This is a genomic window from Streptomyces sp. NPDC085866, assembly GCF_044541035.1.
Classification (GTDB): Bacteria; Actinomycetota; Actinomycetes; order Streptomycetales; family Streptomycetaceae; genus Streptomyces.
The window spans coordinates 1-23,346 of record NZ_JBITSQ010000007.1; the positions used below are offsets into that span (position 1 = coordinate 1).

Annotated in this window: 23 protein-coding genes; 17 read left to right on the plus strand and 6 right to left on the minus strand. The window is 72.6% G+C overall.

Annotated features, from left to right (window positions below; all coding sequences use genetic code 11):
• Positions 1-420 precede the first annotated feature (420 nt).
• Positions 421-3,108, plus strand: a complete 2,688-nt coding sequence (ppdK, locus tag ACIF83_RS18485) for a pyruvate, phosphate dikinase (protein WP_399727992.1) — start codon at positions 421-423, stop codon at positions 3,106-3,108.
• A gap of 94 nt (positions 3,109-3,202) precedes the next feature.
• Positions 3,203-3,658: a pyridoxamine 5'-phosphate oxidase family protein gene (locus ACIF83_RS18490; protein WP_393479573.1), complete on the plus strand. Its 456-nt coding sequence runs from the start codon at positions 3,203-3,205 to the stop codon at positions 3,656-3,658.
• A 28-nt stretch (positions 3,659-3,686) separates the two neighbouring features.
• Here ACIF83_RS18490 and ACIF83_RS18495 read toward each other — a convergent pair whose 3' ends face one another.
• Both ACIF83_RS18495 and ACIF83_RS18500 read right to left on the minus strand, forming a co-directional pair.
• Entirely contained in the window at positions 3,687-4,385 is a 699-nt protein-coding gene (locus ACIF83_RS18495; RefSeq protein WP_398141467.1) for a helix-turn-helix domain-containing protein, read from the minus strand.
• Between the two features lie 20 nt (positions 4,386-4,405).
• Positions 4,406-5,476, minus strand: coding sequence for a zinc-dependent alcohol dehydrogenase family protein (locus ACIF83_RS18500; RefSeq protein WP_399727995.1), 1,071 nt, complete (start codon positions 5,474-5,476; stop codon positions 4,406-4,408).
• 380 nt (positions 5,477-5,856) lie between these two features.
• Between ACIF83_RS18500 and ACIF83_RS18505 the strand changes: the two genes are divergently transcribed.
• Entirely contained in the window at positions 5,857-7,038 is a 1,182-nt protein-coding gene (locus tag ACIF83_RS18505) for a site-2 protease family protein (RefSeq protein WP_399727998.1), read from the plus strand.
• The gene (locus ACIF83_RS18510; RefSeq protein WP_399728001.1) at positions 7,035-7,469 is read left to right on the plus strand and encodes an OsmC family protein; all 435 of its coding nucleotides are present in this window, start codon (positions 7,035-7,037) and stop codon (positions 7,467-7,469) included. The genes ACIF83_RS18505 and ACIF83_RS18510 overlap by 4 nt, the downstream gene beginning before the upstream one ends.
• 33 nt (positions 7,470-7,502) lie before the next feature.
• On the opposite strand, the gene ACIF83_RS18515 is transcribed toward ACIF83_RS18510, so the two are convergent.
• Both ACIF83_RS18515 and ACIF83_RS18520 read right to left on the minus strand, forming a co-directional pair.
• The gene (locus tag ACIF83_RS18515; protein ID WP_398141470.1) at positions 7,503-8,384 is read right to left on the minus strand and encodes a universal stress protein; all 882 of its coding nucleotides are present in this window, start codon (positions 8,382-8,384) and stop codon (positions 7,503-7,505) included.
• Between the two features lie 60 nt (positions 8,385-8,444).
• Complete coding sequence (locus tag ACIF83_RS18520) at positions 8,445-9,350, minus strand: universal stress protein (protein ID WP_399728005.1); 906 nt, start codon at positions 9,348-9,350, stop codon at positions 8,445-8,447.
• Between the two features lie 226 nt (positions 9,351-9,576).
• On the opposite strand from ACIF83_RS18520, the gene ACIF83_RS18525 reads away from it, so the two are divergent.
• Complete coding sequence (locus tag ACIF83_RS18525) at positions 9,577-10,233, plus strand: CBS domain-containing protein (RefSeq protein ID WP_393479557.1); 657 nt, start codon at positions 9,577-9,579, stop codon at positions 10,231-10,233.
• A gap of 247 nt (positions 10,234-10,480) precedes the next feature.
• Here ACIF83_RS18525 and ACIF83_RS18530 read toward each other — a convergent pair whose 3' ends face one another.
• Positions 10,481-11,353 carry a CBS domain-containing protein gene (locus tag ACIF83_RS18530; RefSeq protein WP_398141471.1) on the minus strand — a complete coding sequence of 291 codons (873 nt, stop codon included), beginning with the start codon at positions 11,351-11,353 and terminating at the stop codon, positions 10,481-10,483.
• 166 nt (positions 11,354-11,519) lie between these two features.
• Here ACIF83_RS18530 and ACIF83_RS18535 point away from each other — a divergent pair, with 166 nt between their 5' ends.
• Genes ACIF83_RS18535 through ACIF83_RS18575 form a run of 9 tightly spaced genes read left to right on the plus strand, consistent with a single transcriptional unit; the run spans position 11,520 to position 19,199 of the window.
• Positions 11,520-11,957, plus strand: a complete 438-nt coding sequence (locus ACIF83_RS18535) for a hypothetical protein (protein ID WP_398141472.1) — start codon at positions 11,520-11,522, stop codon at positions 11,955-11,957.
• Positions 11,954-12,883: a hypothetical protein gene (locus tag ACIF83_RS18540; protein ID WP_398141473.1), complete on the plus strand. Its 930-nt coding sequence runs from the start codon at positions 11,954-11,956 to the stop codon at positions 12,881-12,883. The genes ACIF83_RS18535 and ACIF83_RS18540 overlap by 4 nt, the downstream gene beginning before the upstream one ends.
• A complete protein-coding gene (locus ACIF83_RS18545) occupies positions 12,870-14,312 on the plus strand; it encodes a V-type ATPase 116kDa subunit family protein (RefSeq protein ID WP_399728010.1) in 1,443 nt (480 codons plus the stop codon). The genes ACIF83_RS18540 and ACIF83_RS18545 overlap by 14 nt, the downstream gene beginning before the upstream one ends.
• Positions 14,297-14,710: an ATP synthase subunit C gene (locus tag ACIF83_RS18550; protein WP_398141475.1), complete on the plus strand. Its 414-nt coding sequence runs from the start codon at positions 14,297-14,299 to the stop codon at positions 14,708-14,710. The genes ACIF83_RS18545 and ACIF83_RS18550 overlap by 16 nt, the downstream gene beginning before the upstream one ends.
• Positions 14,707-14,937: a V-type ATP synthase subunit F gene (locus tag ACIF83_RS18555; RefSeq protein WP_393479542.1), complete on the plus strand. Its 231-nt coding sequence runs from the start codon at positions 14,707-14,709 to the stop codon at positions 14,935-14,937. Before ACIF83_RS18550 ends, ACIF83_RS18555 begins: the two co-directional genes overlap by 4 nt.
• Complete coding sequence (locus tag ACIF83_RS18560; RefSeq protein WP_399728013.1) at positions 14,937-15,446, plus strand: hypothetical protein; 510 nt, start codon at positions 14,937-14,939, stop codon at positions 15,444-15,446. The genes ACIF83_RS18555 and ACIF83_RS18560 overlap by 1 nt, the downstream gene beginning before the upstream one ends.
• On the plus strand, positions 15,443-17,191 hold the full coding sequence (locus ACIF83_RS18565) for a V-type ATP synthase subunit A (RefSeq protein WP_399728016.1): 1,749 nt from the start codon (positions 15,443-15,445) through the stop codon (positions 17,189-17,191). Before ACIF83_RS18560 ends, ACIF83_RS18565 begins: the two co-directional genes overlap by 4 nt.
• Positions 17,188-18,582, plus strand: a complete 1,395-nt coding sequence (locus tag ACIF83_RS18570; protein WP_399728019.1) for a V-type ATP synthase subunit B — start codon at positions 17,188-17,190, stop codon at positions 18,580-18,582. The genes ACIF83_RS18565 and ACIF83_RS18570 overlap by 4 nt, the downstream gene beginning before the upstream one ends.
• Positions 18,579-19,199 (plus strand): V-type ATP synthase subunit D, encoded by a 621-nt coding sequence (locus tag ACIF83_RS18575; protein ID WP_399728022.1) that lies wholly within the window; start codon positions 18,579-18,581, stop codon positions 19,197-19,199. Before ACIF83_RS18570 ends, ACIF83_RS18575 begins: the two co-directional genes overlap by 4 nt.
• A 71-nt stretch (positions 19,200-19,270) precedes the next feature.
• On the opposite strand, the gene ACIF83_RS18580 is transcribed toward ACIF83_RS18575, so the two are convergent.
• Positions 19,271-19,693, minus strand: coding sequence for an Hsp20/alpha crystallin family protein (locus ACIF83_RS18580; RefSeq protein WP_393479529.1), 423 nt, complete (start codon positions 19,691-19,693; stop codon positions 19,271-19,273).
• A gap of 174 nt (positions 19,694-19,867) precedes the next feature.
• Here ACIF83_RS18580 and ACIF83_RS18585 point away from each other — a divergent pair, with 174 nt between their 5' ends.
• From ACIF83_RS18585 to ACIF83_RS18595, 3 genes are all read left to right on the plus strand, one after another.
• The gene (locus ACIF83_RS18585; RefSeq protein ID WP_399728025.1) at positions 19,868-21,223 is read left to right on the plus strand and encodes a nicotinate phosphoribosyltransferase; all 1,356 of its coding nucleotides are present in this window, start codon (positions 19,868-19,870) and stop codon (positions 21,221-21,223) included.
• Between the two features lie 198 nt (positions 21,224-21,421).
• Positions 21,422-22,303, plus strand: coding sequence for a universal stress protein (locus ACIF83_RS18590; RefSeq protein WP_399728028.1), 882 nt, complete (start codon positions 21,422-21,424; stop codon positions 22,301-22,303).
• A 39-nt stretch (positions 22,304-22,342) separates the two neighbouring features.
• Positions 22,343-23,332 (plus strand): Acg family FMN-binding oxidoreductase, encoded by a 990-nt coding sequence (locus ACIF83_RS18595; protein ID WP_393479520.1) that lies wholly within the window; start codon positions 22,343-22,345, stop codon positions 23,330-23,332.
• Positions 23,333-23,346 lie beyond the last annotated feature (14 nt).

The window sequence follows — 23,346 nt, forward strand, 5'->3', positions numbered from 1 at the left end:
GAGCCTGCTCCAGGTCCAGCTCCCGGCCGACAGCGAGCACCGCCTCCAACAGACTGTGCACCCGGTCCCGGGTGCCACGGGCCGCGTCGATCCGGACCTGCAACTCCTCCAGCAGTTCATCGAGCTTCAGCTGCGGCAGTGACACGGGAGGCTCCTCCGGGCTTGCCACCACGCTCCGCCAGGTCCCTCAGCGGGAGCCGTCGGATTGTTTTGCTTCCACCGTATCCGTCCCCGGTGGAAGTCGGTACGTAAGCCGCTCCGCCGGCCGGGACTCCGCGCACCGCAGCTGCGCGTCGGTGCTTGGGGGCCGATCGGCCCACCCTTGGGGACCGAGAGCACCTCCCCCGGCGGCGCTTCCCCGTCCGACGCTGGAGACGTACGAGACCGCACTGCCGAACCGCACAGCCGAGGAGAGGCGTCATGGTCCGCTACGTCTACGACTTCCAGGACGGCGGCCGCGACCTGGCCGACCTGCTCGGCGGCAAGGGCGCGAACCTGGCCGAGATGGCCATGCTGGGTCTGCCGGTGCCGCCCGGGTTCATCGTCACCACCGAGACCTGCCGTGCCTTCCTGGCCACCGGCGAGGAGCCGGAGGGCATGTCGGCGGAGGTCTCCCGACACCTTTCGGCACTGGAGACGGCCACCGGGCGGCTGCTGGGGCAGGCGGACGACCCGCTGCTGGTGTCCGTCCGCTCCGGGGCCCGTTTCTCCATGCCCGGCATGATGGAGACGGTCCTCGACATCGGCCTGAACGACGCCTCTGTACTCGGCCTGGCCAAGGTGTCCGGCAACGAGCGCTTCGCCTGGGACTCCTACCGCCGGCTCGTCCAGATGTACGGCAGCACGGTGATGGGAGTCGATCCGGCCCTGTTCGACGAGGCCATGACCCTGCTGAAGGAGGCCCGTGAAGCCCCCGACGACCTCCATCTCGACGCGAGCGACCTCGCCTGGCTGGTGGAGACGTACAAGAGCCTGATCCGGGAGGAGACGGGCCACTACTTCCCGCAGTCCCCCGCCCAGCAGCTCCAGCAGGCGATCCTCGCTGTGTTCCGGTCCTGGAACGCCGAGCGTGCACGCCTGTACCGGCGGCGCGAGCACATCCCGGACGACCTGGGGACCGCGGTCACCGTGCAGCGCATGGTGTTCGGCAATCTCGGCCCCGACTCCGGCAGCGGCGTCGCCTTCACCCGCGATCCCGCTACCGGTCGCCCCGGCCTGTACGGCGACTACCTGCCGAACGCGCAGGGTGAGGACGTCGTCTCGGGCGTACGTGACGCCGTACCGCTTGCCGAGCTGCAACGGCTGGACCCGCGCTCGTACCGGCAACTGCGTGATCACGCCCAGACCTTGGAGCGCCACTACCGGGACCTGTGCGACATCGAGTTCACCATCGAGCGCGGCACCCTGTGGATGCTGCAGACCCGGGTGGGGAAGCGCACCGCAGAGGCCGCGTTCGCCATCGCCGCCGAGCTGGCCGAGGAGGGGCTGATCACCGCCGACGAGGCCCTGGCCCGGGTCAGCGGCGACGGGCTGGCGAGGCTGATGTTCCCCCGCTTCGACACCGCCGCGACGAGCGACGCTCTCGCTCACGGTGTACCGGCCTCGCCGGGTGCCGCGGTGGGCGCGGTCGTGTTCGACTCCGCGGAGGCCGTACGCAGGGCCGCAGCCGGAGAACGGGTCGTGCTCGTCCGCGAGGAGACCACCCCCGACGACCTGCCCGGCATGGTCGCCGCGCAGGCGGTACTGACCGGGCGGGGCGGCAAGACCAGCCATGCGGCGGTGGTCGCCCGCGGGATGGGCAAGGTCTGTGTGTGCGGTGCGCAGGACATCACCGTCAACGCCGCGGCGCGCCGCTTCACCGCCCGGGCCGGCACAGTCGTCGAGGAGGGCACTGTCATCTCGGTCGACGGCTCGACGGGGGACGTGTACGCGGGTGCGATTCCGTTGGTCGCCTCCGCGACGATGCGCTATCTGGAGACCGGCGAGCACCTGGACACCACAGTGGCCGCCGTCGCCCGCGCCCTGGACCACGCCGACTCGGTGCGGCGGTTGGAGGTGCGGGCCAACGCCGACACTCCCGAAGACGCCGCCCGCGCCCGACGGTTCGGGGCACAGGGCATCGGACTGTGCCGCACCGAGCACATGTTCCTCGGCGAGCGGCGCAAGTTGGTCGAACGGATGATCCTGGCCGGCACGGACGCGGAGCGCGACCATGCCCTGGCGGCTCTTCTTCCGCTCCAGCGGCAGGACTTCACGGCCATCCTGAAGGCGATGGACGGCCTGCCGGTCACCATCCGGCTCCTGGATCCGCCGCTGCACGAGTTCCTGCCCGACCGCACGGACCTCGCCGTGCGGATCGCCACCACCAGGGCCGCCGGCGGACAACCGGACGCACACGACGTGGAGTTGCTCGACGCCGTGAACCGGATGCACGAGGAGAACCCGATGCTCGGCCTGCGCGGCGTGCGGCTCGGGCTGGTGGTCCCGGGACTGGTGACGATGCAGGTGCGTGCGATCGCCGAGGCTGTCGTCGAGCGCACTCGTGCCGGCGGATCCCCGCGGGCGGAGATCATGGTGCCGCTCGTCGGCGCAGCAGAGGAACTCCGGCTCACCCGTGAGGACGTGCAGCGGGTACTGGCCGAGGTCAACGAGGAGACCGGCATGCCCGTCCACTGCCCCGTCGGCACGATGATCGAGCTGCCCCGGGCCGCGCTCACGGCCGGCCGGATCGCCGAGGAGGCCGAGTTCTTCTCCTTCGGCACCAACGACCTCACCCAGACCACCTGGGGCTTCTCCCGCGACGACGTGGAAGCCGCGTTCTTCTCGGCCTACCTCGACAAGGGCGTGTTCACCGCCTCCCCGTTCGAGAGGCTCGACCGTGAAGGTGTGGGCAGGCTGGTCCGGATCGCCGTCGAGGAAGGCCGTGCCGCCCGCCCGGACCTGCAGACGGGCGTCTGCGGAGAACACGGCGGCGACCCCGAGTCCATCCACTTCTTCCACACAGCCGGACTGGACTACGTCTCCTGCTCACCGTTCCGGGTCCCGGTCGCCCGTCTGGAGGCAGGCCGGGCGGCCCTGCAGAGCACGGACCCGAGCGACACCAGGTGACGAGGGCATCAAGGTCGACCGGCCCTTCCCTTGGCCCGAAACAGGGTGCCAAGTCCGGCGGGCAGGGTGCGACACACCCGCGAGGAAGCCAGCCATGAACCGTCATGACCGCCCCGCACACCGGCGCATCGACCTCGATCGCGCCGAGGCACTGCGGCTGCTCGGCACCGTGTCCATGGGCAGGATCGTCTTCACCCGCCAGGCCCTGCCCACGGCCCGTCCGGTCAACCACGTCCTGGACGGCGGCGACATCGTCATACGCACCCATGAGGGATCGGCCCTCACCAACCAGGCCCAACCGGCCGACGACAACGGCGTCGTCGTCGCCTACGAGGCCGACGCCATCGATCCGGACACACGTCTTGGCTGGAGCGTGGTGGTCACGGGCTATGCCCGGCTGGTGACAGACCCCGGCGAACTGGTGCGCATTCGGGCGCTGTTGGAGCCCTGGGCGGCCGAGCCGGGCATGGACCATGCGGTACGCATCCATCCCGACCTGATCACGGGGATCCTTCTCATCGCGCTGGGCGAGGCGCCGGAGGGCTGCTGATTCCGCCTCCGTGCGTAAGCACCACACTTCACACGGTGATCCGGCGGCCGGTCACGGTGAAGGGATCGATGCGCACCCACAGACTGCGGGAACCCCCCGCCCAGGGCGTGCTGTAGGCACGTTCCGTGAGCCGGCGCTGCTCCTGCGGGTCCGTGACCGCGCGTGCGGGGCCGCGGACCAGGACGCTCCAGCCCTGGCTGAACGCGTCGTCGATGCGGTCGACCTCGAACGCCACCTGACAGCCGTCGGCCAGGGAGGGCGTCGCGCCGCGCGCTGTCCGGAAGACGATCGCACCGTCCACGACGCTGTAGTTGACGGGCACGATCACCGGCCCGGCCGTCGTGGGCACCGCGAGCCGCCCCACCCCGTGCATGGCCAGCAGCGTGCGGCACTCGCCGGGACGCAGCCAGGTGAACTGCGGTGCGCGCCCGGCCCGTCCGGTTCCCGGTGGCAGGTCCACGGCGCCGCCGGTGAGTTCGGAGACGGTCGTCTCCAGTGCCTCGGACAGCTTCATCAGCGCACTGATGCCCGGCGCGGCGCCAGGATGTTCCTCCAGGTACCTGAGGTAAGTGACCGCCATCCCGGCCCGCGCCGCCGTCTCCCGCCGTGTCAGGCCGAGTTGCACCCGCCGGGCGGCGAGCCTGCGGCCCAGGTCGCCCAGCGATGCCTCCCTGACGGCCTCCACAGGAGCGTCCGCCGCCACGCTCGCCTTCGTCCGTTCGGCCATGATCTCTCACCCTCTCCTGGTCAGGTTGCGGGCACGGCTACTTCTGCGTGCTGCTCCCCGCCGAGTACCACCTTGAGCGCGCCTGTCTCGCCGGCCCTGGAGAAGACCTCGTACGCCTCCTCCATCTGCTCCAGCGGGAAGGTGTGGGTGACCAGCTGCCCGGTCGGCAGCCGACCCGCGGCGGCCATCCGGAGCAGCGTGGGAGTGGAGTAGGTGTCCACCAACCCGGTCGTGATCGTCACGTTCTTGATCCACAGGTCTTCGAGGTGCAGCGTGGCCGGCCTGCCGTGCACACCCACGTTGGCCACATGCCCGCCGGGGCGGACCATGCGGGTGCACAGCTCGAAGCTCTCCGGTACGCCGACCGCTTCGATCACCACGTCCGCGCCGAGCCCGTCGGTCAGGTCGGCGACCAGCTGGGCGGGAGCCTCGTGGACGTCGGCCACGGCGTCGGCGCCCAGCCGGTGGGCCGCCTCCAGCCGGGCCGGGGTCAGGTCCACGGCGATGATCCGCTGGGGCGAGAACAGCCTGGCCGTGGCGATCGCCGCGAGCCCGATGGGGCCGGCGCCGACGATGGCGACGGTGTCGCCGGGGCGTACGTGCCCGTTCAGGACGCCGACCTCGTAGGAGGTCGGGAAGATGTCCGCGAGCAGCACGGCGTCCTCGCTGCGGAGGGCACCGGGCAGCGGGTGGACGGACAGGTCGGCGAAGGGCACGCGTACGTACTCGGCCTGGGTGCCGTCGATCAGATGGCCGAGGATCCAGCCTCCGCCGCCCCGGCACTGGCCGTAGCTGCCGTCACGGCAGAAGCGGCACCGGCCGCAGGAGGTGATGCAGGACATCAGCACCCGGTCTCCGGGCCGGACGGTGCGTACGTCGCTGCCGACCTCGACGATCTCACCGACCGCCTCGTGGCCGAGCACCGTGCCGGGACGCACCTCGGGCACGTCGCCCTTGAGGATGTGCAGGTCCGTCCCGCAGATGGTCACGACGCCGACCTTCACTATCGCGTCGGTGGGTTCCTTGACGGCCGGGTCCGGGACGTCCTGCCAGGAAGCCTGGCCGGGACCGTGGAAGACGAAGCCTTTCATGACGCTCCTCACCCCTCGTCGGTCTGCCGCGGGACCCGGGTTCCGGCGCCTACGACGAACGGCACGGCCGGGTTCCGGCGCAGCCCCCGGGATTGCCCCGCACGTTCAGCTTGGGCAGCGCGCGTGGGGCCGCGCATGGGCCGTCCGGCCCTCGCCGTCGGCCGAACGGTGCCGATCCCGGCCGGAGACGGTGCGGCGGCGCCCGGGCCGGTCGTCGGCGCCCGGGGCCGGTCGTCCCTCGTGCGAGCCGATCGGACCCTCCCCACGACACGGCCACCGCCGGACGATGAAGGTGCCACGGACCTGCTCCCGGCAGGGAGATCGGCGCCGTCCGCCCGAACGACGCACGAGGCACCAGCCGGAGGGTGAGGAGAGATGTCATGAACGAGACGCTGTCCCTCGGCCGGATCGCCGGCGTGCGGGTCGGCCTGCACTGGAGTGTCCTGGTCATCGTCGCCCTGGTGGCGGTCGCGCTCGCGCGCGGCCGGTTTCCCGCCGCCCACCCGGGCCACTCCGCCGCCGTGTACTGGGGACTCGCCCTGCTGACCGCCCTCGTCTTCCTCGGTTCCCTGCTGGCGCACGAACTGGCGCATGCCGTGGTCGCCCGCCGCAACGGCGTCCAGGTGGACGGGATCACTCTGTGGATGCTGGGCGGCGCCGCCCGCCTGCACGACGAGGCGCCGACGCCGGCCGCGGAGCTGCGCATCGCCGGCGTGGGTCCGCTCACGAGCCTGCTCGCCGGTGGCCTGCTCGCGGGCGTCGCCGCAGGGCTGAAGGCACTTCACGCGTCCGGGCTGGTGATCGAGGCGTTCGCCTGGCTGGCCGCGATCAACATTCTGCTGGCCGTCTTCAACGCGCTGCCCGCCGCGCCGCTCGACGGAGGACGGCTGCTGCGCGCGTACCTGTGGCACCGCACCGGCGACCGGCTGCGGGCCACTCGAGGTGCCTCGTCGGCGGGCCGGGCACTGGGCTGGTTCATGGTGGTGACCAGTTTTCTGGCCGTGCTGTACGGACGTGACCTGTCTGGTCTGTGGCCCGCGCTGATCGGCTGGTTCCTCATAGCCGCGGCCACCGCCGAGGCCCGTCAGGCCGAGATGCGCAGCCTCCTGCGCGGTGTCCCGGTCAGCCGGGCCATGACACCGGACCCGGTCACCGTGCCGGCCACGGCGACCCTCACCGACTTCCTTGCCGAGGGGCCCTTCGGCCACTACCGCCACTCCGCGTTCCCGGTGCTGGCAGCCGATGGCTCGGTGAGTGGTGTGCTGACGCTTCGGCGCGTCGACGCGACCCCGCCCCAGGCCCGTGCGCGCACGCTGGTCCACGAAGTGATGCGTCCCCTCGACGAGGTCGTCACGGCCGCCCCCGAGGAGCCCCTGCTCGACCTGCTCCCCCGCCTCGAGGCGAGCCCCGTGCGCCGTGCGCTGATCCTCGACGAGGGCCGCCTCGTCGGCATCCTCACCATCGCCGACATCTCCCGTGCCCTGGCCTGGCCGGCCACATCCACCGCTCGTGGCACTGCAGGGCCGCGCCACGGGCGCCCCGAAGAACCGAAGGAGACATGATGACCAGCAGCAGCCCGCCCTCGACCTCGGTGCCTGCGCACCAGGTGCAGGTGAGTCACCTCAAGAGTCAGGCTTTCGCGGTCACGGTACGCGGGCACACCCTCATCACCGATCAGCCCGCCGATGCGGGCGGTGACGACCGTGGCCCCACGCCCGTCGAAGTGCTCGTCGTGTCACTCGCCTCGTGCGTCGCCTACTACGCGGGACGCTTCCTCGAACGCCACCACCTCGACCGCGAACAGCTCCGCGTTCTGGCGGACTTCACCATGGCCGACGACCGGCCTGCCCGTATCGCCTCGCTGCGTCTGCGGGTCCTGGTGCCGCACGAGCTGACCAGGGCCAGGCTCGACGCGCTGCGTGCGGTGGTCGATCACTGCACGGTACACAACACGTTGCGGCAACCGCCCGAGATACGGATCGAGTTCGGCTGACCCGTGGCCGTGCCCGCGGAGCGTGGGTCGACGTCAGTCGCGCTCCGGCACGACGGCCACCGGGCATGCGGCGTGGTGCAGCACCCCGTGTGCGACGCGGCCGAGCTGGAGGCCGAAGTGGCCGTGGCGGCGCCGGGCACCGACAACCAACAGGTCGGCCTCGTGGGAAGCGGCCAGCAGGGCGTCGCGGGCGCGCGCCTCGACCGTACGCCGCTGTACCTGCAGGTCGGCCGGCACATCGCGCAGTGCCTCCGCCAGCGCTTCCCCGGCCTCCTGCTCGTGCTGGTGCGCTGGTTCGCCGACGATCAGCGGATGGCCCGTGGTCGCGTGCGCGGGCCGGCGCCAGGCCCGTACCGCCTCCAACGGCACGCGGCGCAGCAGGGCCTCTTCGGCGGCGAACCGCGCAGCGGCCGAGCCCGCCGGCTTCTCGCCGACGCCCAGGACGATGCGACCGCGCGCCCCCGAGCGGGCCTGGTTGTCGTGGCTGCCGCGCAGCACGATGACCGGGCAGTGCGCGTGGCCCGCGACCATGACGCCGACGGAGCCCAGGAGTGCTTCGGCCACGCTGCTGCGGCCACGGCAGCCCATGACCACCGCAAGGGCTGTTCTGCTCTCCCGCACGAGCACGTACTCCGGCTCCTCCGGGAGCACGTCGGTGGTCACCTTGATGCCCGGTTGTCGGTGGCGGGCCCGTCGCTCGGCGGTGTCGACGATGTCTTCCGCCATCACCTCCTCCGACGGCTTGCCGAAGTCATGCGCGACAGAGGCGCCCTCGTAGCGCTCCCACAGCGATGCGTACACCAGCCTGAGAGACGTGCCGCGCAGGGCGGCTTCGTCCGCCGCCCAGTCCACGGCCCGCAGGCTCGGCTCGGAACCGTCGACGCCGACGACGATCGGAAGGTCCGTCCTGTTCACCGTCCTGCTGCCTTCATGGGTTCTCGTGCCTTCATGGGTTTCGGTCCGCGAAGTGCCGGATCAGCTGTGGGCCACGACGGCGACGGGCGCGGTGATGTGGTGCAGGGCGGCATGGGTGACGTGCCCGATGTGAGCGCCGAGGTGGCTGGTGCGGATCCGTCGGCCGACGACAGCCAGTGACGCGTCGCGCGAGGAGTTGACGAGGACCTGCGCGGCGTTGCCGCACCGGCTCGCCTCGATCACCTCGATGCCCGGGAACTTCTGCCGCCAGGGACGCAGGACCTCGGTCAGGGCGGTGGCCTGCCGGCGTTCGAGGGAGTCGTAGAGCTCGGCGTCGCCTGGGAAGCGGTAGAAGGAGGTGGGCGGCTCGGGCCAGCCGTGCACGACGCGCAGGGACGCTTCCCTGCGTGCGGCGGCGTCGAAGGCGAACTCCAGCACTGTGTCGTCCGCATCGTCGGTGTCGAGGGCGAGCACCACGGGTCGGAAGGGTGCCGCATCCGAGGGCACGCCCGTCCGGTCCGTCTTGTGTTCGTCCGCGGCCTGCTCACCCGCCCGCACAAGAACCACCGGGCGTTCGGCGCGTGCGACGACGGACAGACTCACCGAGCCGACCACGAACCCGCCGATCGCGCCGAAGCCCCGCGAGCCGAGCACCAACAGTTCGGCGGAGCCCGCCGCCTCGCACAGTGTGTCGACCACTCGCCCCGTCAGCTGCTCGCTGATCACCTCGAGACCGGGGTGGCTCAGCCGGATGCCCTCGGCGGCCTCGTGCGGAAGCCGCTCGATCCAGTGCTGGTCGGACTCCGGGCCGGGCAGCGGCTCCTGAGCCGCATGCGCGGGCACCTGCTCCCAGACATGGACGATCTTCAGCGGCAGGCCGCGGAGCATGGCTTCACGCGCCGCCCACTCGGCGGCGGCCCGGCTCTCGGGCGATCCGTCGAGGCCTACGGTGACGGTTCGCAGCATGGTCTCCACCTCCCGGGTGCGGGTCCCATTCCAGCGTGGTGGCCCGGTCGGGCTGAGGTCAGGGGCCAGAGGTCCCTGAGCTGGGCCACCCGACCCACCGGAGCGAAAATGGCTGGTACAGGAGGCCGAACGGACCGTCCGGGGGCCGAGGGGCCCCTTTTCCACCCTGCCCGTACCGGCACACCCTGGAAGCAGCACCACCCGCCGAGGACCTTAGGGGGTCACCATGTACGGCACCCCGCACATCGTCAGCGATGTCATGACCCACACGGTCGCCTCCGTCGGCCGGTGGGCCTCGTTCAAGGTGATCGTGGGGATGATGCAGGAATGGGGGGTCAGCGCCCTGCCCGTGCTCGAGGGCGAGGGCCGGGTCGTCGGCGTGGTCTCGGAAGCCGACCTGCTGCCCACGGAGGAACTCCGGGACAGCCCCGAGGAGGGCTACGCACTGCTGCGCCGAGCCGCCGACGTGGCGAAGGCCGGTGCGGTCACCGCGGGGGACCTGATGTCCTCGCCCGCGATCACCGTACGCGCGAACACGACCCTGGCCGAGGCCGCGCGGATCATGGTTCGCGAGAAGGTCAAGCGGCTGCCTGTGGTCAGCGAAGCCGGTCTGCTGGAGGGCATAGTCAGCCGCGCCGACCTGCTCAAGGTCTTCCTGCGCGACGACCAGGACATCGCCGAGGAGATCCGGCACGAGATCGTGTCGTACCTCTTCCCGCTGACGTCCTCGGCCATTCAGGTCGATGTGCACGACGGGGTCGCCACACTGACGGGCCAGGTCCGCGACACCGCCCTGGTCCCCGTGGCCGCGCGTCTGGTGCGCGCCGTCGAGGGAGTGGTGGACGTGGAGTTCGACCTCACCCGGGGGGCGGGTGTGCGCTAGGCGGTCCGTGCCGGCCTCGGGGGTGCTCGTCGCCGGGGGGAACGAGGCCGGTCGGCCCTGGTGCGTTCGGCACCAGGTGGTGACGACCGGCTGTGTAGACAACTCCCGCCGTGTAGACAACTCCCGTGTAGACAACTCTCAATCACACCTTCACGGTGGGTCCAGGCGGCGGTCCCCGCCCTCCCACCTCGGCCGGTGGGAGGGCGGGGACCGCTTCGGACATTGATCGCGATCGGGGAGCCCCGGGTCAGGCGGCGGTGAGAAGGTTCTTCACCTCGACGACGTCGGCGATGGCTTCCACCTCCGCCACCAGCCGGGCCATGGTGGCCGACGGCAGCCGTCCCGTCAGCTCCACGATGCCGTCCTGGACGGCCACTTCCACCGTGGTGCGGTCTTGCGGCGGGCAACACGCCTCTACCCTGGCCTCGACCTCTGCCCGTATCCCTGCGTCGTCCCTGATGAGGACCTGAAGCAGTGCGTTGCGGCGCACGACGCCGACCAGGCGGCCCGCGCCGTCGGCGACCGGGAGCCGCTTGAGCCGGGACAGGGTGGCCAGCCAGGCGGCCTCGGCGACGGTCGTGCCCGGGAGCACCGTGATCGCCGGGCTTGTCATCAGGTCGGCGGCCGTCTCACCGCGGGCCTTGCTGTGCATCCGACGCTCGCGCAGCCTTCCGACGCGTCCGGGCCGGTGGCCGGAGGCCTCGAAGGCCACTTTCGCCAGCAGGTCGGACTCCGACACGACACCGATCACATGGTCCTCGGCGTCCACGACCGGGACGGCGCCGACCTGCTCGCGCGCGAGCAGGCGGGCGATGTCGCGGTACGGCAGGTCGTCGCGCAGGGAGACGGCGGGTACGTCCATCACGTCCCGCACCAGCGGAACCCGGGCTTCGGGCGGCGAAGGCTGTTGCGAGGCCGAGCCGGCGGCCGGCGCCGGGCCGGCGGTGTCGTGGGCGGGCGCCTGCTCTGCGAATCGTGAGCGTTCGGCCGCGGCCGTGGCCACGGCTCCCAGGTAGCGAATCAGCCTGTCCTGCCGGTCCGTCTCGCCGGGGCTCCAGGGTCGGGAGGGCAGGCCCTGCCGAGCCTGGGCCTCCGCGGAAAGGTTCTCGTGCTTATTCACGGCGGCCTCCGGACTCCGTCGAGTTGCCTACCTCCCAGTCTCGCGCTCCGTCCGCCGTCGCCAAGAGCCGAACGGCCCTGGTCGGACGACGTGACGGCCCTATCCGGTGCGGGGCGGAGGGGGAACGGTGAGACTGAAAGAGCAGCCGACCGGCAGGAGGCCGCCGATGAGCCTGCGGGACTTCCTGGAGCGGTTCCGTCCGGTGGGGACGCCGGGAGCGTCCGCCACCGGCGTCCCCGCCGACCGTGCGGCGGAACGCGCCGCGGAACTGGAGCCCACACTCGCGCAGTTGACGGGCGTACAGCAGGAGGCGGCAGACATCCGGGCCGCTGCGGAAGTGGCGGCCGAGACCGTCAGGCGCGACACCGCGCGGCAGGCGGAACGCCTCGTGGCGGCTGCCAGGGAGCGGGCCCCCGAGACGCGCCGGCAGGCTGCGGAACCTCTCCTGCGGGAGGCGCGGCAGGAGGCTCGGACCGTTCGGGCCGCCGGAGACCGTGCCGCCTCGGCGGTCCGGGAGCGGGCCGCGGAGCGCATGCCGGATCTGGTGGAACGTGCGGTGGCCGACGCGCTGCGCCTGGCATTCAGGGTGGGCGAAGCACCATGAGCGCAGGCTGGGTGGCCGGGGCCGTGCGGGCCAAGGCTCTCGTGAACCGGTACCCGGGCGCCGACGGGGCGCGGGAGATCGCGGCCTGTGCCTCGCTCGACGACGCCCTGCAGCGTCTGGCGGCGACCCCGTACTCACGCTATGTGCGGACGGCGGTCGGCCTGTCCGAGGCACAGCGGGCGGTGACCGCCACGCTGCTGTGGCATCTGCGGGTGCTGGCCGGCTGGCTGCCCCGGGGCGGTGCCCGTCTGCTCGTTCCGCTCGCCGCGGGGTTCGAGATCGCCAACGTGGCCTCCCGGCTGCGCGCGCAGGACGGTCGCCCTGCCCAGGCCCCGGAGCCGTACCGGCTCGGGGCGCTCGAGACGGCTTGGCGGAGCTTGGCGCATGCCGGGACGCCCGCGGAGCTGCGGGCGGCGCTCGCCGCCTCGCCATGGGGCGATCCCGGTGGCGACACGCCCTGGGCACTGATCACCGGCATGAGGATGGCCGCCGCTCGGCGCACCGCCGTCGCCGTGCCACCCGCGCGCCGCTGGGCCGAGGGACGCGCGGTCCTGCTGATCGCCCGTGAACTGTTCGTGTACCAGCGCTCTCTGTCGAGGCCCGTACGGCGGGACGCGGCCCGGCTGCTCGGGGCGCGGGCGCCGTCCGCCGCCTCGTACCAGGAGTTCCGAGAGGGCCTTCCCGCGACGGCACGCTGGGTCGTGGCGGACGTGGCGGAGCCGGGAGGGCTGTGGCGGGCCGAGGCAGGCTGGTGGCGGACGGTGCAGCACGACGGCGCGGTGATGCTGCGGGGCGGCCGGGGCGGCCCGCGCGTGGTCGTGGGCGCGGTCGCGGTGCTGTCCGTGGACGCGTGGCGGGTGCGGGCAGCGCTGGAGTCGGCGGCGCGTGGCGGGCGGCCCGGGGAGGCATCCGATGCCCTGGCCTGAGGCGATGACGCCGGTACGGATGCGCCGCGTGGCGGTGATCGTGCCGCAGGTGGCTGTGCGGGACGCGTTGGTGCGGATCGCCGAGGAAGGATGCGTGGAGCTGGACCGCGCCGAGGAAGCGGCTCCGGGAGCGGCGGCGGTGCGGCTGCAGCGGCTGCGGGGACGTGCGACGACGGGCGGGCCCGAGGACGTCGTCTCCGCCGTCCTGGCTGCCGACGTGCCCGATCTCGACCTCCTCGAGGCTCGCCGCAGCGTGGAACTTCTGGCGGGCGAAGCCCAGTTGCAGGAGCGTGCGGAAGGCGCCGTACGACGCGGGGAGGTGGCCGCGCTGGCCGGATGGTGCCCTGTCGCCGAGGTGCCCCGGGTGGCGGACCGTCTGGCCGCCGCGGGCGGCGCCCTGGTGCTGCTGCCGTCCCCCCGTGGCACCGATCCACCGACACTGCTGCGACCGGGCAGGCGCGTTTCCTTCACGCCGCTGGTCACGACGTACGGGACTCCGGCCTATGCGGACCTCGACCCTTCATGGCCGGCGGGCCTCGCCTATGTCGCGATGTTCGGGATCATGTTCGGGGACGTGGGGCACGGGGCGCTGCTGTTGTGCGGCGCGCTCGCGCTGCGCGTCGGGAGGCCCCGTCGGCTCGCCCGGCTCAGCCGGCTGTGGCCGTTCCTGGCGGGCGCCGGAGTCGCCGCCATGCTCGCGGGCGCCGCGTACGGAGAGTTCTTCGGTCCGACCGGGCTGCTGCCGGTGCTGTGGCTGAGCCCGTTGGACAGTCCTGCCCGTCTGCTGGCCGCCGCGGTGCTCTTCGGGGCGGGACTGCTTGCCGCCGCGCATGCCGCCGGCGCGGTCAACCGCGTGCGTGAGAGCGGCTGGGGCATGGCACTGTACGCGGCGTCCGGCTGTGCAGGGCTGCTGTTCTACGCGGGGCTCGCGTTCGGCGCGGCGGGCCTGCTCCTGCACCGGCCGCCCGCGGCCGTCGCCGGGGCCACGCTCACCGTCATCGGGCTGGCGCTGGTGGCCCTCGGCCTGTTCCGGGCCACAGCGGGCGGCGGCGCCGGATGCGCCGAGACGGCTGTACGGCTGTTCGACGTCGTCGTGCGTACGGGCACCAACACCCTGTCGTTCGCCCGGCTCGCGGCCTTCGGCCTCACGCACGCCGCGCTCGCCGACCTGGTGTGGCGTGGCACCTCGGGCCTGGCCGGGCGCGGTGCCGCCGGAGTCGCGGCGGCCGTGTTGCTGTTCACCGTGGGCACGGTCCTCTCGTTCGGCCTGGAGGCCCTGGTGGCCGGTGTGCAGGCTCTGCGGCTGGAGTTCTACGAACTCTTCTCCCGGCTCTTCGAGGCGGAGGGCCGCCCCTTCCGTCCGTGGCACGTTCCCCCGGCGGAACCTGCCGACAGTGCTACGAAGGTGATCCCATGCTCACCTGGCTGATCGTCCTGCCGGTCCTGGCCGCGGTGCTCGGCGCCGTCCGGCTGCTGCGGCGACGCCGGGTCAGACACGCCTTCCGCTGGCTGCTGGCCACGAACCTCGCCCTGCTGGCCGGGGCGTGTGCCGTCCTCGGCACGGCGCTCTCGGGTCCCGCGCAGGCGTCGGCACAGGCCGCCACGTCCGGCGGCGTCAACGGATCTGCTCTGATCGGGGCAGCCATCGCGGTGGCCGGAGCCTCGATCGGGGCAGCGATCGCGGTCGCCTACACGGGAGCGGCGGCTCTGGCCGCGCTGAGCGAGCGACCGGAGATGTTCGGCCGGGCGATGGTGATCGTCGGTCTGGCGGAGGGCATCGCCGTGTACGGGCTGGTGGTCGCGATCCTGCTGATCGGAAAGGCATGACGATGGGCACCGTGGCCGCCATCGGCACCCGCACCAGCGTGTGCGGACTGGCCCTGGCAGGGGTCGACGTGCTGGTGGCGGAAGATCCGGACGCCGTCCGCCGTGCCTGGGAGACGCTCCCGAGCACGGTCGGTCTCGTGATCCTCACGGCCGAGGCCGCCGAAGGGCTGGGGGCCGACGTGATGGCACCCGCCCCTTCCCGGCCGTTGACCGTGGTGATGCCCTGATGACCGCGTCCGCGGACGCACTGGACCCAGTGCGCGCCGCATTGCTGCGGGCGGCACGGACCTCGGCCGACGCCGTCCGGGAACGAGCGGAGGCTGACGCAAGGGAAACCCTGCGCACGGCACGCCGGACGGCCGACGAGGTGCTCGCGCGGGCCCGGGAACTCGGCGAGGCCGACGGCGCCGCCGAGGCGGCTCGGGAGCGGGTGCGAGCGGCGCAGGACGCCTGGGCGGTGGAACTCGCGGCTCGCTCCGAGGTCTACGCCGAACTCAGGGAAGCGGTCCGCGCGGGCGTGCGCCGAGCGCTGGCGGAGGGTGCCGTACCACAGGCCCGGCTCGCCGAGGCGGCGCGGGCGGTGCTGGGAACGCAGGCGCGGGTCACAGCCGCCGCAGCGGGCGGAGTGACGGCCGAGGTGCCCGGCCGGCGGGTCGACCTGTCGGCGGACACGCTCGCCGACCGTGCCCTGGAACGGCTGGGTGCGCAGGCCGAGACGCTGTGGAGACCGCCGTGACCGCCGCTGCGGCGCCCCTGCCCGGAGACGACTCGTCCCGCCCGGTGATCCTCAGGGTCGCCGGCCCCCTGGTGGACATCACCTGCCCGCCCACGGTCGCCATGCACGACCTGGTCGTGCTCGGCTCCGCCGGGCTGCCGGGCGAGGTGGTCGCCATCCACGGAGACACGGCCACCGTCCAGGCGTACGAGTACACGGGGGGACTGGCCCCTGGGCATCCCGCGGAGCCTCAAGGCCGCCCGCTGTCGGTGCGCCTGGCCCCGGATCTGCTCGGTGGCGTGTACGACGGTCTGCTGCGCCCCCTGGCCGGTGCCGGTGACCTACTCATGACGGGCGGACCGAGCTCACCCCCGGAACTGCGCGGTTGGTCGTTCACACCACGGGTGGCCGAGGGAGCGCGGGTGGCTGCCGGGGACGTCCTCGGGGAGATCGGGGCGAGCGTGCCGCTGCGGCTCCTGACGCCTCCGGACTGCTCGGGCGAGGTGACCCGGGTCGCGGCGCCGGGTGAGCACTCCGCCGACGCGGTGCTCGCCGTGGTGGGCGGGCACGAAGTGCGGATGGCGCAGTCCTGGCCCGTGCGCAGGCCGCGGCCGGTCGCCCGACGACTGCCGGCGGACGTGCCGTTGAACACCGGGCAGCGGGCCGTCGATCTCCTCTTCCCGGTGGCCCGTGGCAGCACGGTCGCCGTGCCGGGCGGCTTCGGCACCGGCAAGACCATGCTGTTGCAGCAGATCGCCAAGTGGTGCGACGCCGACGTGATCGTCTACGTCGGCTGCGGTGAGCGCGGCAACGAGATGGCGGACGTCATCGAGGAACTGACCGAGCTGACCGATCCCCGTACCGGTGGCCGTCTGGCGGACCGGACCGTCACGGTCGCGAACACCTCGAACATGCCGATGATGGCCCGCGAGGCGAGCGTGCACACGGGTGCGACGGTCGCCGAGTACTTCCGCGACATGGGCCTGGACGTCGTGCTGATCGCCGACTCGACCTCCCGCTGGGCTGAAGCGCTGCGCGAGTTCGCCTCCCGCATGGGCGAACTTCCGGCCGAGGAAGGCTATCCGGCGGGGCTCGCCTCCCAACTGGCCGCGTTCTACGAACGGGCCGCCGCGGTGCACACCCTCGGCGGTGCGGCCGGCTCCGTCACGGTGATCGGCGCCGTGTCCCCGCCGGGCGGTGACCGCACCGAGCCGGTCACCGCGCACACCGAACGCTTCGTACGGTGCCTGTGGAGCCTGGACCGCGAACTCGCCTACGCACGGCACTATCCGGCCGTATCCTGGGCGGACTCCTTCTCACGGGACGCCGCCGCGCTGGCCACCGCCCACACCCGGGCCGGTGACGCCGAGTGGGCCGCGCGACGCGGACGGGTGGCACTGCTGCTCGCCGAGGCAGACAGGCTGGCCGACCTCGTCGACTTGGTAGGTGTCACGGCCCTGCCGCCCCGGGAGCGGATCAGCGTGCTCGCGGGACGGCTGCTGCGCGAGGCCCTGGTCCAGCAGAGCGCTCTGTCGCCGGCCGATGCCTACAGCGCCCCAGGGAAGACCGCCGCCCTCGTGGAGGCCGTGCTGGCGGTGATCGACCGCTGCCTGGAGCTGGTGGACTCCGGTGCCCAGGCGGACGCCGTCGAGGCGGTCGACTTCACCCCGCTGCTGCGAGCACGCGAAGCGGCCGGCCCGGCGGAGACCGCTCCCGTGGCAGCGGCCCGCGACACCGTACTGGCCCGGCTCGAGGAGGCGGCATGAGCGGCCTCGCCGACATCGAGTACACGGCTGTACGGGAACTGCGCGGCCCGCTCGTGGTCGTCGAGGGCGTCAGCGGGGTCGGCTGGGACGAGTTCGCCACGATCCTCCTCGACTCCGGTGAACGACGGCACGGCCTGGTCCTGGAGGTGGACCGGGATCTCGCGGTGGTCCAGGTCCTGGAGGACACGGCCGGCATGGACCGGACCGGCACCCGCGTCGCCTTCTCGGGCACGCCGCTGCGGATCCCGGTCGGCACCGGATGGCTGGGGCGGGTGTGCAACGGGCGGGGCGAACCGGCCGACGGGGGGCCGCCGGTGCTGGGCGGGTCGTACGCGGCGGTCGGCGGCGCACCGATCAACCCGGTGCGCCGGGAACCGCCGAACGAGCCGGTGCTCACCGGTGTGGGCGCCGTGGACGTGCTCACCACGCTGGTGCGGGGGCAGAAGCTGCCGGTGTTCTCGGCGGCCGGGCTGCCGCATCTGGAGCTGGCGGTGCAGATCGCGGCCCAGGCGACGTGCGGCGGCGAGGCGTTCGCGGTCGTGTTCGCCGGCATGGGACTCACGCACGCCGACGCGGGGTTCGTCCGTGACGGGCTGGCCGCCCGATCGGCCGCTCGGGAGCTGGTCCTCCTCGTCAACACGGCCGACGACCCGGTGATCGAACGGTTGCTCACCCCACGTCTCGCCCTGACGGTCGCCGAGCACCTGGCGTTCACCGAGGGCCGTCACGTCCTGGTGGTGATGACCGACATGACGGCCTATGCGGAGGCGCTGCGCGAAGTGTCCGCTGCGCGGGGCGAGATTCCGGCGCGCCGGGCGTACCCGGGCTACCTCTACAGCGACCTCGCGTCCCTTTACGAACGCTGCGGGAGGATCAGGGGGCGCCCGGGGTCGGTGACCGTGCTGCCGGTGCTCACCATGCCGGCGGGCGACATCACCCACCCCGTTCCGGACCTCACCGGGTACATCACGGAGGGGCAGATCGTGCTGTCCGCGGAGGTGCACGCGGCCGGCACGTATCCGCCCTTCGACCCGCTGGCCTCGCTGTCGCGTCTGATGCGCAAGGGAACGGGGGCAGGACGGACCCGGGCGGACCATCCGGCCGTCGCCGCGCAGTTGATCGCCGCGCTGGCCCGGTCCCGGCAGGTGCGGGAACTCGCCGATCTGATCGGGCGATCGGCACTCAGCCCGACCGACCTGCGCCACCTGGACCTGGACGACGCCTTCCGGAGCCGGTTCCTGACCCAGGGCACGGACGAGAACCGGTCATTGGAGGAGTCCCTGGACCGGGCCTGGGAAGTGCTGCTGACCCTGCCGCGCAGCCAGCTCGGCATGATCCCGGCCGACCTGCTCGACACCCACGCCCCGCCGCAGAACGAGGAGCCGACGTGAGCACGCACGGCCGCCGGGTGCCGCCGGGGCGGGCCGGGCGGCTGCGGCTTCGGCGTAACCTCGCCACCGCGCTGCGCGGAGCCGACCTGCTGGAACGCAAACTGCGGCTGCTGCTTGACCGGGAGCGCGCGGAACGCAGGGCGGCAGAGGATGCGAGGTCGGCGTGGCGGGAAGAGCTGGCCCAGGCCGACACCTGGCTGGTGCGCGGGGTGCTGCTCGGCGGCGAACAGGCGCTGGCCCAGGCGTTGCCCGTGGACCGGGCGCGCATCGACGTCGAGTGGGCCACGCTGATGGGCGTACGCCATCCCGCGGCCGTGGCCTGGACGGCCCCCGTCCGCTCCCGGGCGGAGCCGACACCGCCCAACACCGCGCTCGCGCAGGCCGAGACGGCCTACCGGGCCGCGGTGCGCGCCGCCGCGGAGTACGCCGCTCACCAGGCAGCCGCCGAACTGCTCGCCGCCGAAGCCGCACGGACCCGGCAGCGGGTGCGCGCCCTGCGCCGGCACTGGATCCCCCGGCTGCGGCGCGAACTGGCCTCTCTGGAGCTGGCGTTGGAGGAGACCGAACACGAGGAAGCGGTACGACGCCGCTGGGCCGCCTCCCACGGGGCCCGGTGAGGGCGGCGACGCGCGAAGCGCTCGACGGTGGCGGGCTCGCACCTGAGCCCGCCACGTGCCGTCAACCGTCGTCACTTATGGTGCTTGATCTCGACGTGCTTGGCCTCCGCCTTCTCGGCGCCCAGACCGACGCTGACGGTGAGCATGCCGTCGGTGTAGTCGGCCTCGACGTCGTCCTCGTCGGCGCTCGGCGGCAGCGTCACGCTGCGGCTCATCGCGCCGTACCGGATCTCGCTGCGGTCCTTCGTGACGTCCTTCTCCGTGCGTTCGGCCTGGACCGTCAGCACCCCGTCGCTGATGAAGACGTCGATGTTCTCGGGGGTCATGCCCGGAAGCTCCGCTCGCATGACGTAGCGGTCGTCCTCCGTGAAGTCCTCGATCCGGACCGTGTACAGGTCGCCCATGGTGGGCATCGCGAACCGGGCCGGAAGGTTCTCGAACCAGTCCGGCATCTCCGGGAACACCATCCTCTGCTTCCGTGCCAGTGTGCCCATCGCCGTACCTCCTCGGCTGTTGTCCGGCCTGCCGACACCTCCAGTCCAGCGCGCACGGGCCCGGACCGCTGAGGCCGAACAGCCCATGCCAGGGGTCCCTGAAGTCCCTTTCCTCCTGCGCGTGTGCGGTCAGACTGGTGGATGATGGGAAGACCCCACTCGGCGGCGATCATCATGTCCGACGTCACGACCACCGATCTCTACGAAGTGACCATGGCCATGTCCTACCTGCGGGAGGACATGCGGGCCCCGGCCACCTTCAGTCTCTTCGTCCGCGACCTCCCGCCCGGCCGGGGCTTCCTGGTGGCCGCAGGGCTGGAGTCCGCCCTGGACTTCCTGGCCGGCTACCGCGTGGAGCGGGAGGACGTCGAGGAGTTCGCGGACGCACTGCACCGCCCTGTCCGGGACCTCGAACCACTGCTCGGCCTGGCTTTCGAAGGCGAGGTGTGCGCCGTTCCGGAGGGTCGTGCGGTGTTCTCGGGAGAGCCACTGCTGGAGGTGACCGCGCCACTGCCGCAGGCCCAGCTCGTCGAGACGTACCTGCTGAACCAGGTCTGCCACCAGACGGTCGTCGCGTCCAAGGCCGCCCGCTGTGTCCTGGCCGCCGCCGGACGACCCGTGGTGGACTTCTCGCTGCGCCGTACCCACGGGCCCTGGGCCGGTTACCAGGCGGCCCGGCTGGGCGCCCTGGTCGGCTTCGCCGGCACCAGCAACGTCGCCGCCGCCACCGCCCTGGGCATCCCGGCTTCGGGCACCATGGCCCATTCGTACATCGAGGCGTTCCCTGGCGAGGAAGAAGCCTTCCGGGCCTTCGCGCGCGTTCATCCCGGCCCGATCACGTTCCTGGTCGACACCTACGACACCGAGGAGGGTGTGCGGATCGCGGCGCGGGTGCTGAGAGACCTGGGGCGCGGTCCGGGCTGCGCGATCCGGCTGGACAGCGGAGACCTCGACGCGCTCGCCCGCCGGGCACGCGCCCTGCTGGACGCCGCGGGGCTGCCCGACGTACGGATCGTGGCCAGCGGCGGACTGGACGAGTACGGCGTCGCCAGGCTGGTGCGCGCCGGTGCCCCGATCGACGTGTACGCCGTGGGAACGCGTGTCGGCGTCGCCGCGGACGCCCCGTATTTGGACACCGCGTACAAACTCGTCGAGTACGACGGCCGCCCGGTGATGAAGTTGTCCTCGGCGAAGGTCACGACCCCGGGCCGCAGGCAGGTCTTCCGCCGAGCCGGGCAGCCCGACGTCATCGCCCTGTGGCGGGAGGAACCCCCGGGCTCGGCACGGCCGCTGCTGCGCACGGTGATGCGCGACGGCCTTCGGACGGGCCCGCCGGACCGCTGGCAGGACGCCCGCGACCGGTTCCGCGAGGACCTTGCCGGCCTGCCCGGCCCGGCGCGGCGGATCTACGACCCCGAACCGGTCCGGCCCGTCACCTCCCGCGCCCTGGAAGAGCTGATGGCCACGGTACGCGCGGACATCGAGGCACGGTTCCGTCCGGACCACCTCACCGCCGCCTCGCGCCCCTGAACGCTGTCGGCCGGCGCACCGTGAACGGCCCGCGGTGGGGCCGACAGGGACGAGGCGAGGACCAATGGCCCCTGGATCCCGGACCGCGCCAGGTCTTTCATGAGATCGGCGGTGCTGCTCCGCGCCACCGCCTGGAGGAGGCGAGCGAGATGTCCGCTCCCGCAGCGACAAGAACGAACGAGGTGGCTGGAGGCCGTCATGGCACGGCCCGGTGATCGCCTCCCGATCGTGGTGGGCGTCGATCCCGATCCCGGTCGGCGGACGGCGCTGGCCTGGGCGGCGGACGAGGCCGCCCGCCGTCGCTTGCCGCTGCGGCCCGTCCACGTCGAGGGCGTGCCGACCAGGGGCTACCGGGGGCGGGAGGTCCCGCCGTCCTGGGAGGAATGGAACGAGGCGCTGCACGAGGCCGGGAAGCAGGTGCTCGAAGAAGCCGCGAACTTCGTCGGGGCGCGGCATCCGCAGGTCGAGGTGGACACCTTGCTCGCGGAGGGCGACCCCGTGTGGGTGCTGCGTGAGCAGAGCCGTGACGCCACGGCTGTCGTACTGGGTTCGCGGCATCTGAGCCGGTCCCAGGAGGTGTTCGGCTCCGCCTCGGTCGCCGTTCCGGTCATGGCCCACGCGCGCTGCCCCGTGGTGGTCGTGCCCGAGCCGGAACACATCACGCAGGAGCCCGCGTACTACGTCGTCGGAGTCGACGGCAGCGAACACTCGGCCGCCGCGGTCGACCTGGCATTCGAGGAGGCGGCTCTGCACGGCGCCCAGCTGCGGGCCCTCTATGTCTGGGAGCCGGGTCGGCTCCGGATCTTCGACGAGTACGCCCCGCAGCAGGAGGCCCGCCGACTGCTCTCCGAGACCGTGGCCGGCCGCCACGACCGCTACCCGGAGGTGGACCTGCACCACGAACTGGTCGTCGGGCATCCCGTGCAGGTGCTCACCGACGCCTCCGCCCATGCGCTGGGCCTGGTGGTGGGGACCCGGGGCCACGGCGGCTTCGCCGGCATGCTGCTCGGCTCGGTCAGCCAGGGAGTGCTGCACCACGCCCGCTGCCCCGTCATCGCCGTTCCGTCGAGGCCGACGTGAGGCCGAGGTCGGCACCCCCTGCACAGAAGGGAAGCCACCGTGTCTGCACAACCCATGGACGTGAACGTCGTCTCCGAGCTCGTGGCGGATGCCGCGGCGGCACCCTCCCTGCACAACGCGCAGCCGTGGAGGTTCCGCTTTCTGCGCAACAGTGCCGTCCTGCTCCTGCACGCCGACCTGGAGCGAGCCCTGCCGCGAACCGATCCGGACAAGCGAGGCCTGCATCTCGGCTGCGGTGCGGCGCTCTTCAACCTGCGCGTGGCCGCCGCCGCGAAGGGACTGGCGCCGGTCGTCCGGTTGCTGCCTGCCCCGGACGACACCGAGCTGCTCGCCGAGGTGGGTCTGCGCGGCTCCACGTCACCCGACGAGACGCTCGCCCGGCTGTACCCGGCGATCTCCCTCCGTCATTCCAGCCGTTTCCCCTTCCGCGACGAGCAGATCCCGGCCGCCGTGGTGGAGCGGCTGTGCGCCGCGGCTCATGCCGAGGGCGCCCAGTTGGTGTTCCCCGGCGCCTGGCACCTGCGGTCGATTCTGGAGCTGGTGCAGGATGCTGAAGGCCGGCAGGCCCTGGACCCGGGCATCCGCGGTGAAACGACGCAGTGGACGCGTACGGAACCGTCGGACGTCGTAGGCGCACCCGACGGCATTCCCGCGGAGGCGTTCGGCCCCCGCCAGCACGGCACCACAGCCCCCGTGCGCGACTTCGCCGTCGGCCGTCCGATGCCGGGGCGTGGCTGGGCGTCCTTCGAGAAGAACCCGAACATCGCTCTGCTGGGCACGGCTCGCGACGGGGTCGCCGACTGGCTGCTCGCGGGCCAGGCCCTGGAGCGTGTCCTGCTCCAGGCCACGGTGGACGGGCTGGTCGCCTCGATGACCTCCCAGCCCCTGGAATGGCCGGAACTGCGGTGGGTGGTCCGCGACCCCGTCTCGGCCATGGCCCACGTGCAGATGGTGCTCAGGCTCGGCTACGGCCCCGAGGGCCCCGCGAGCCCGCGCCGACCGGTGGCCGACGTGCTCGACATCGCCTGAGGCAGGTCTGGTCG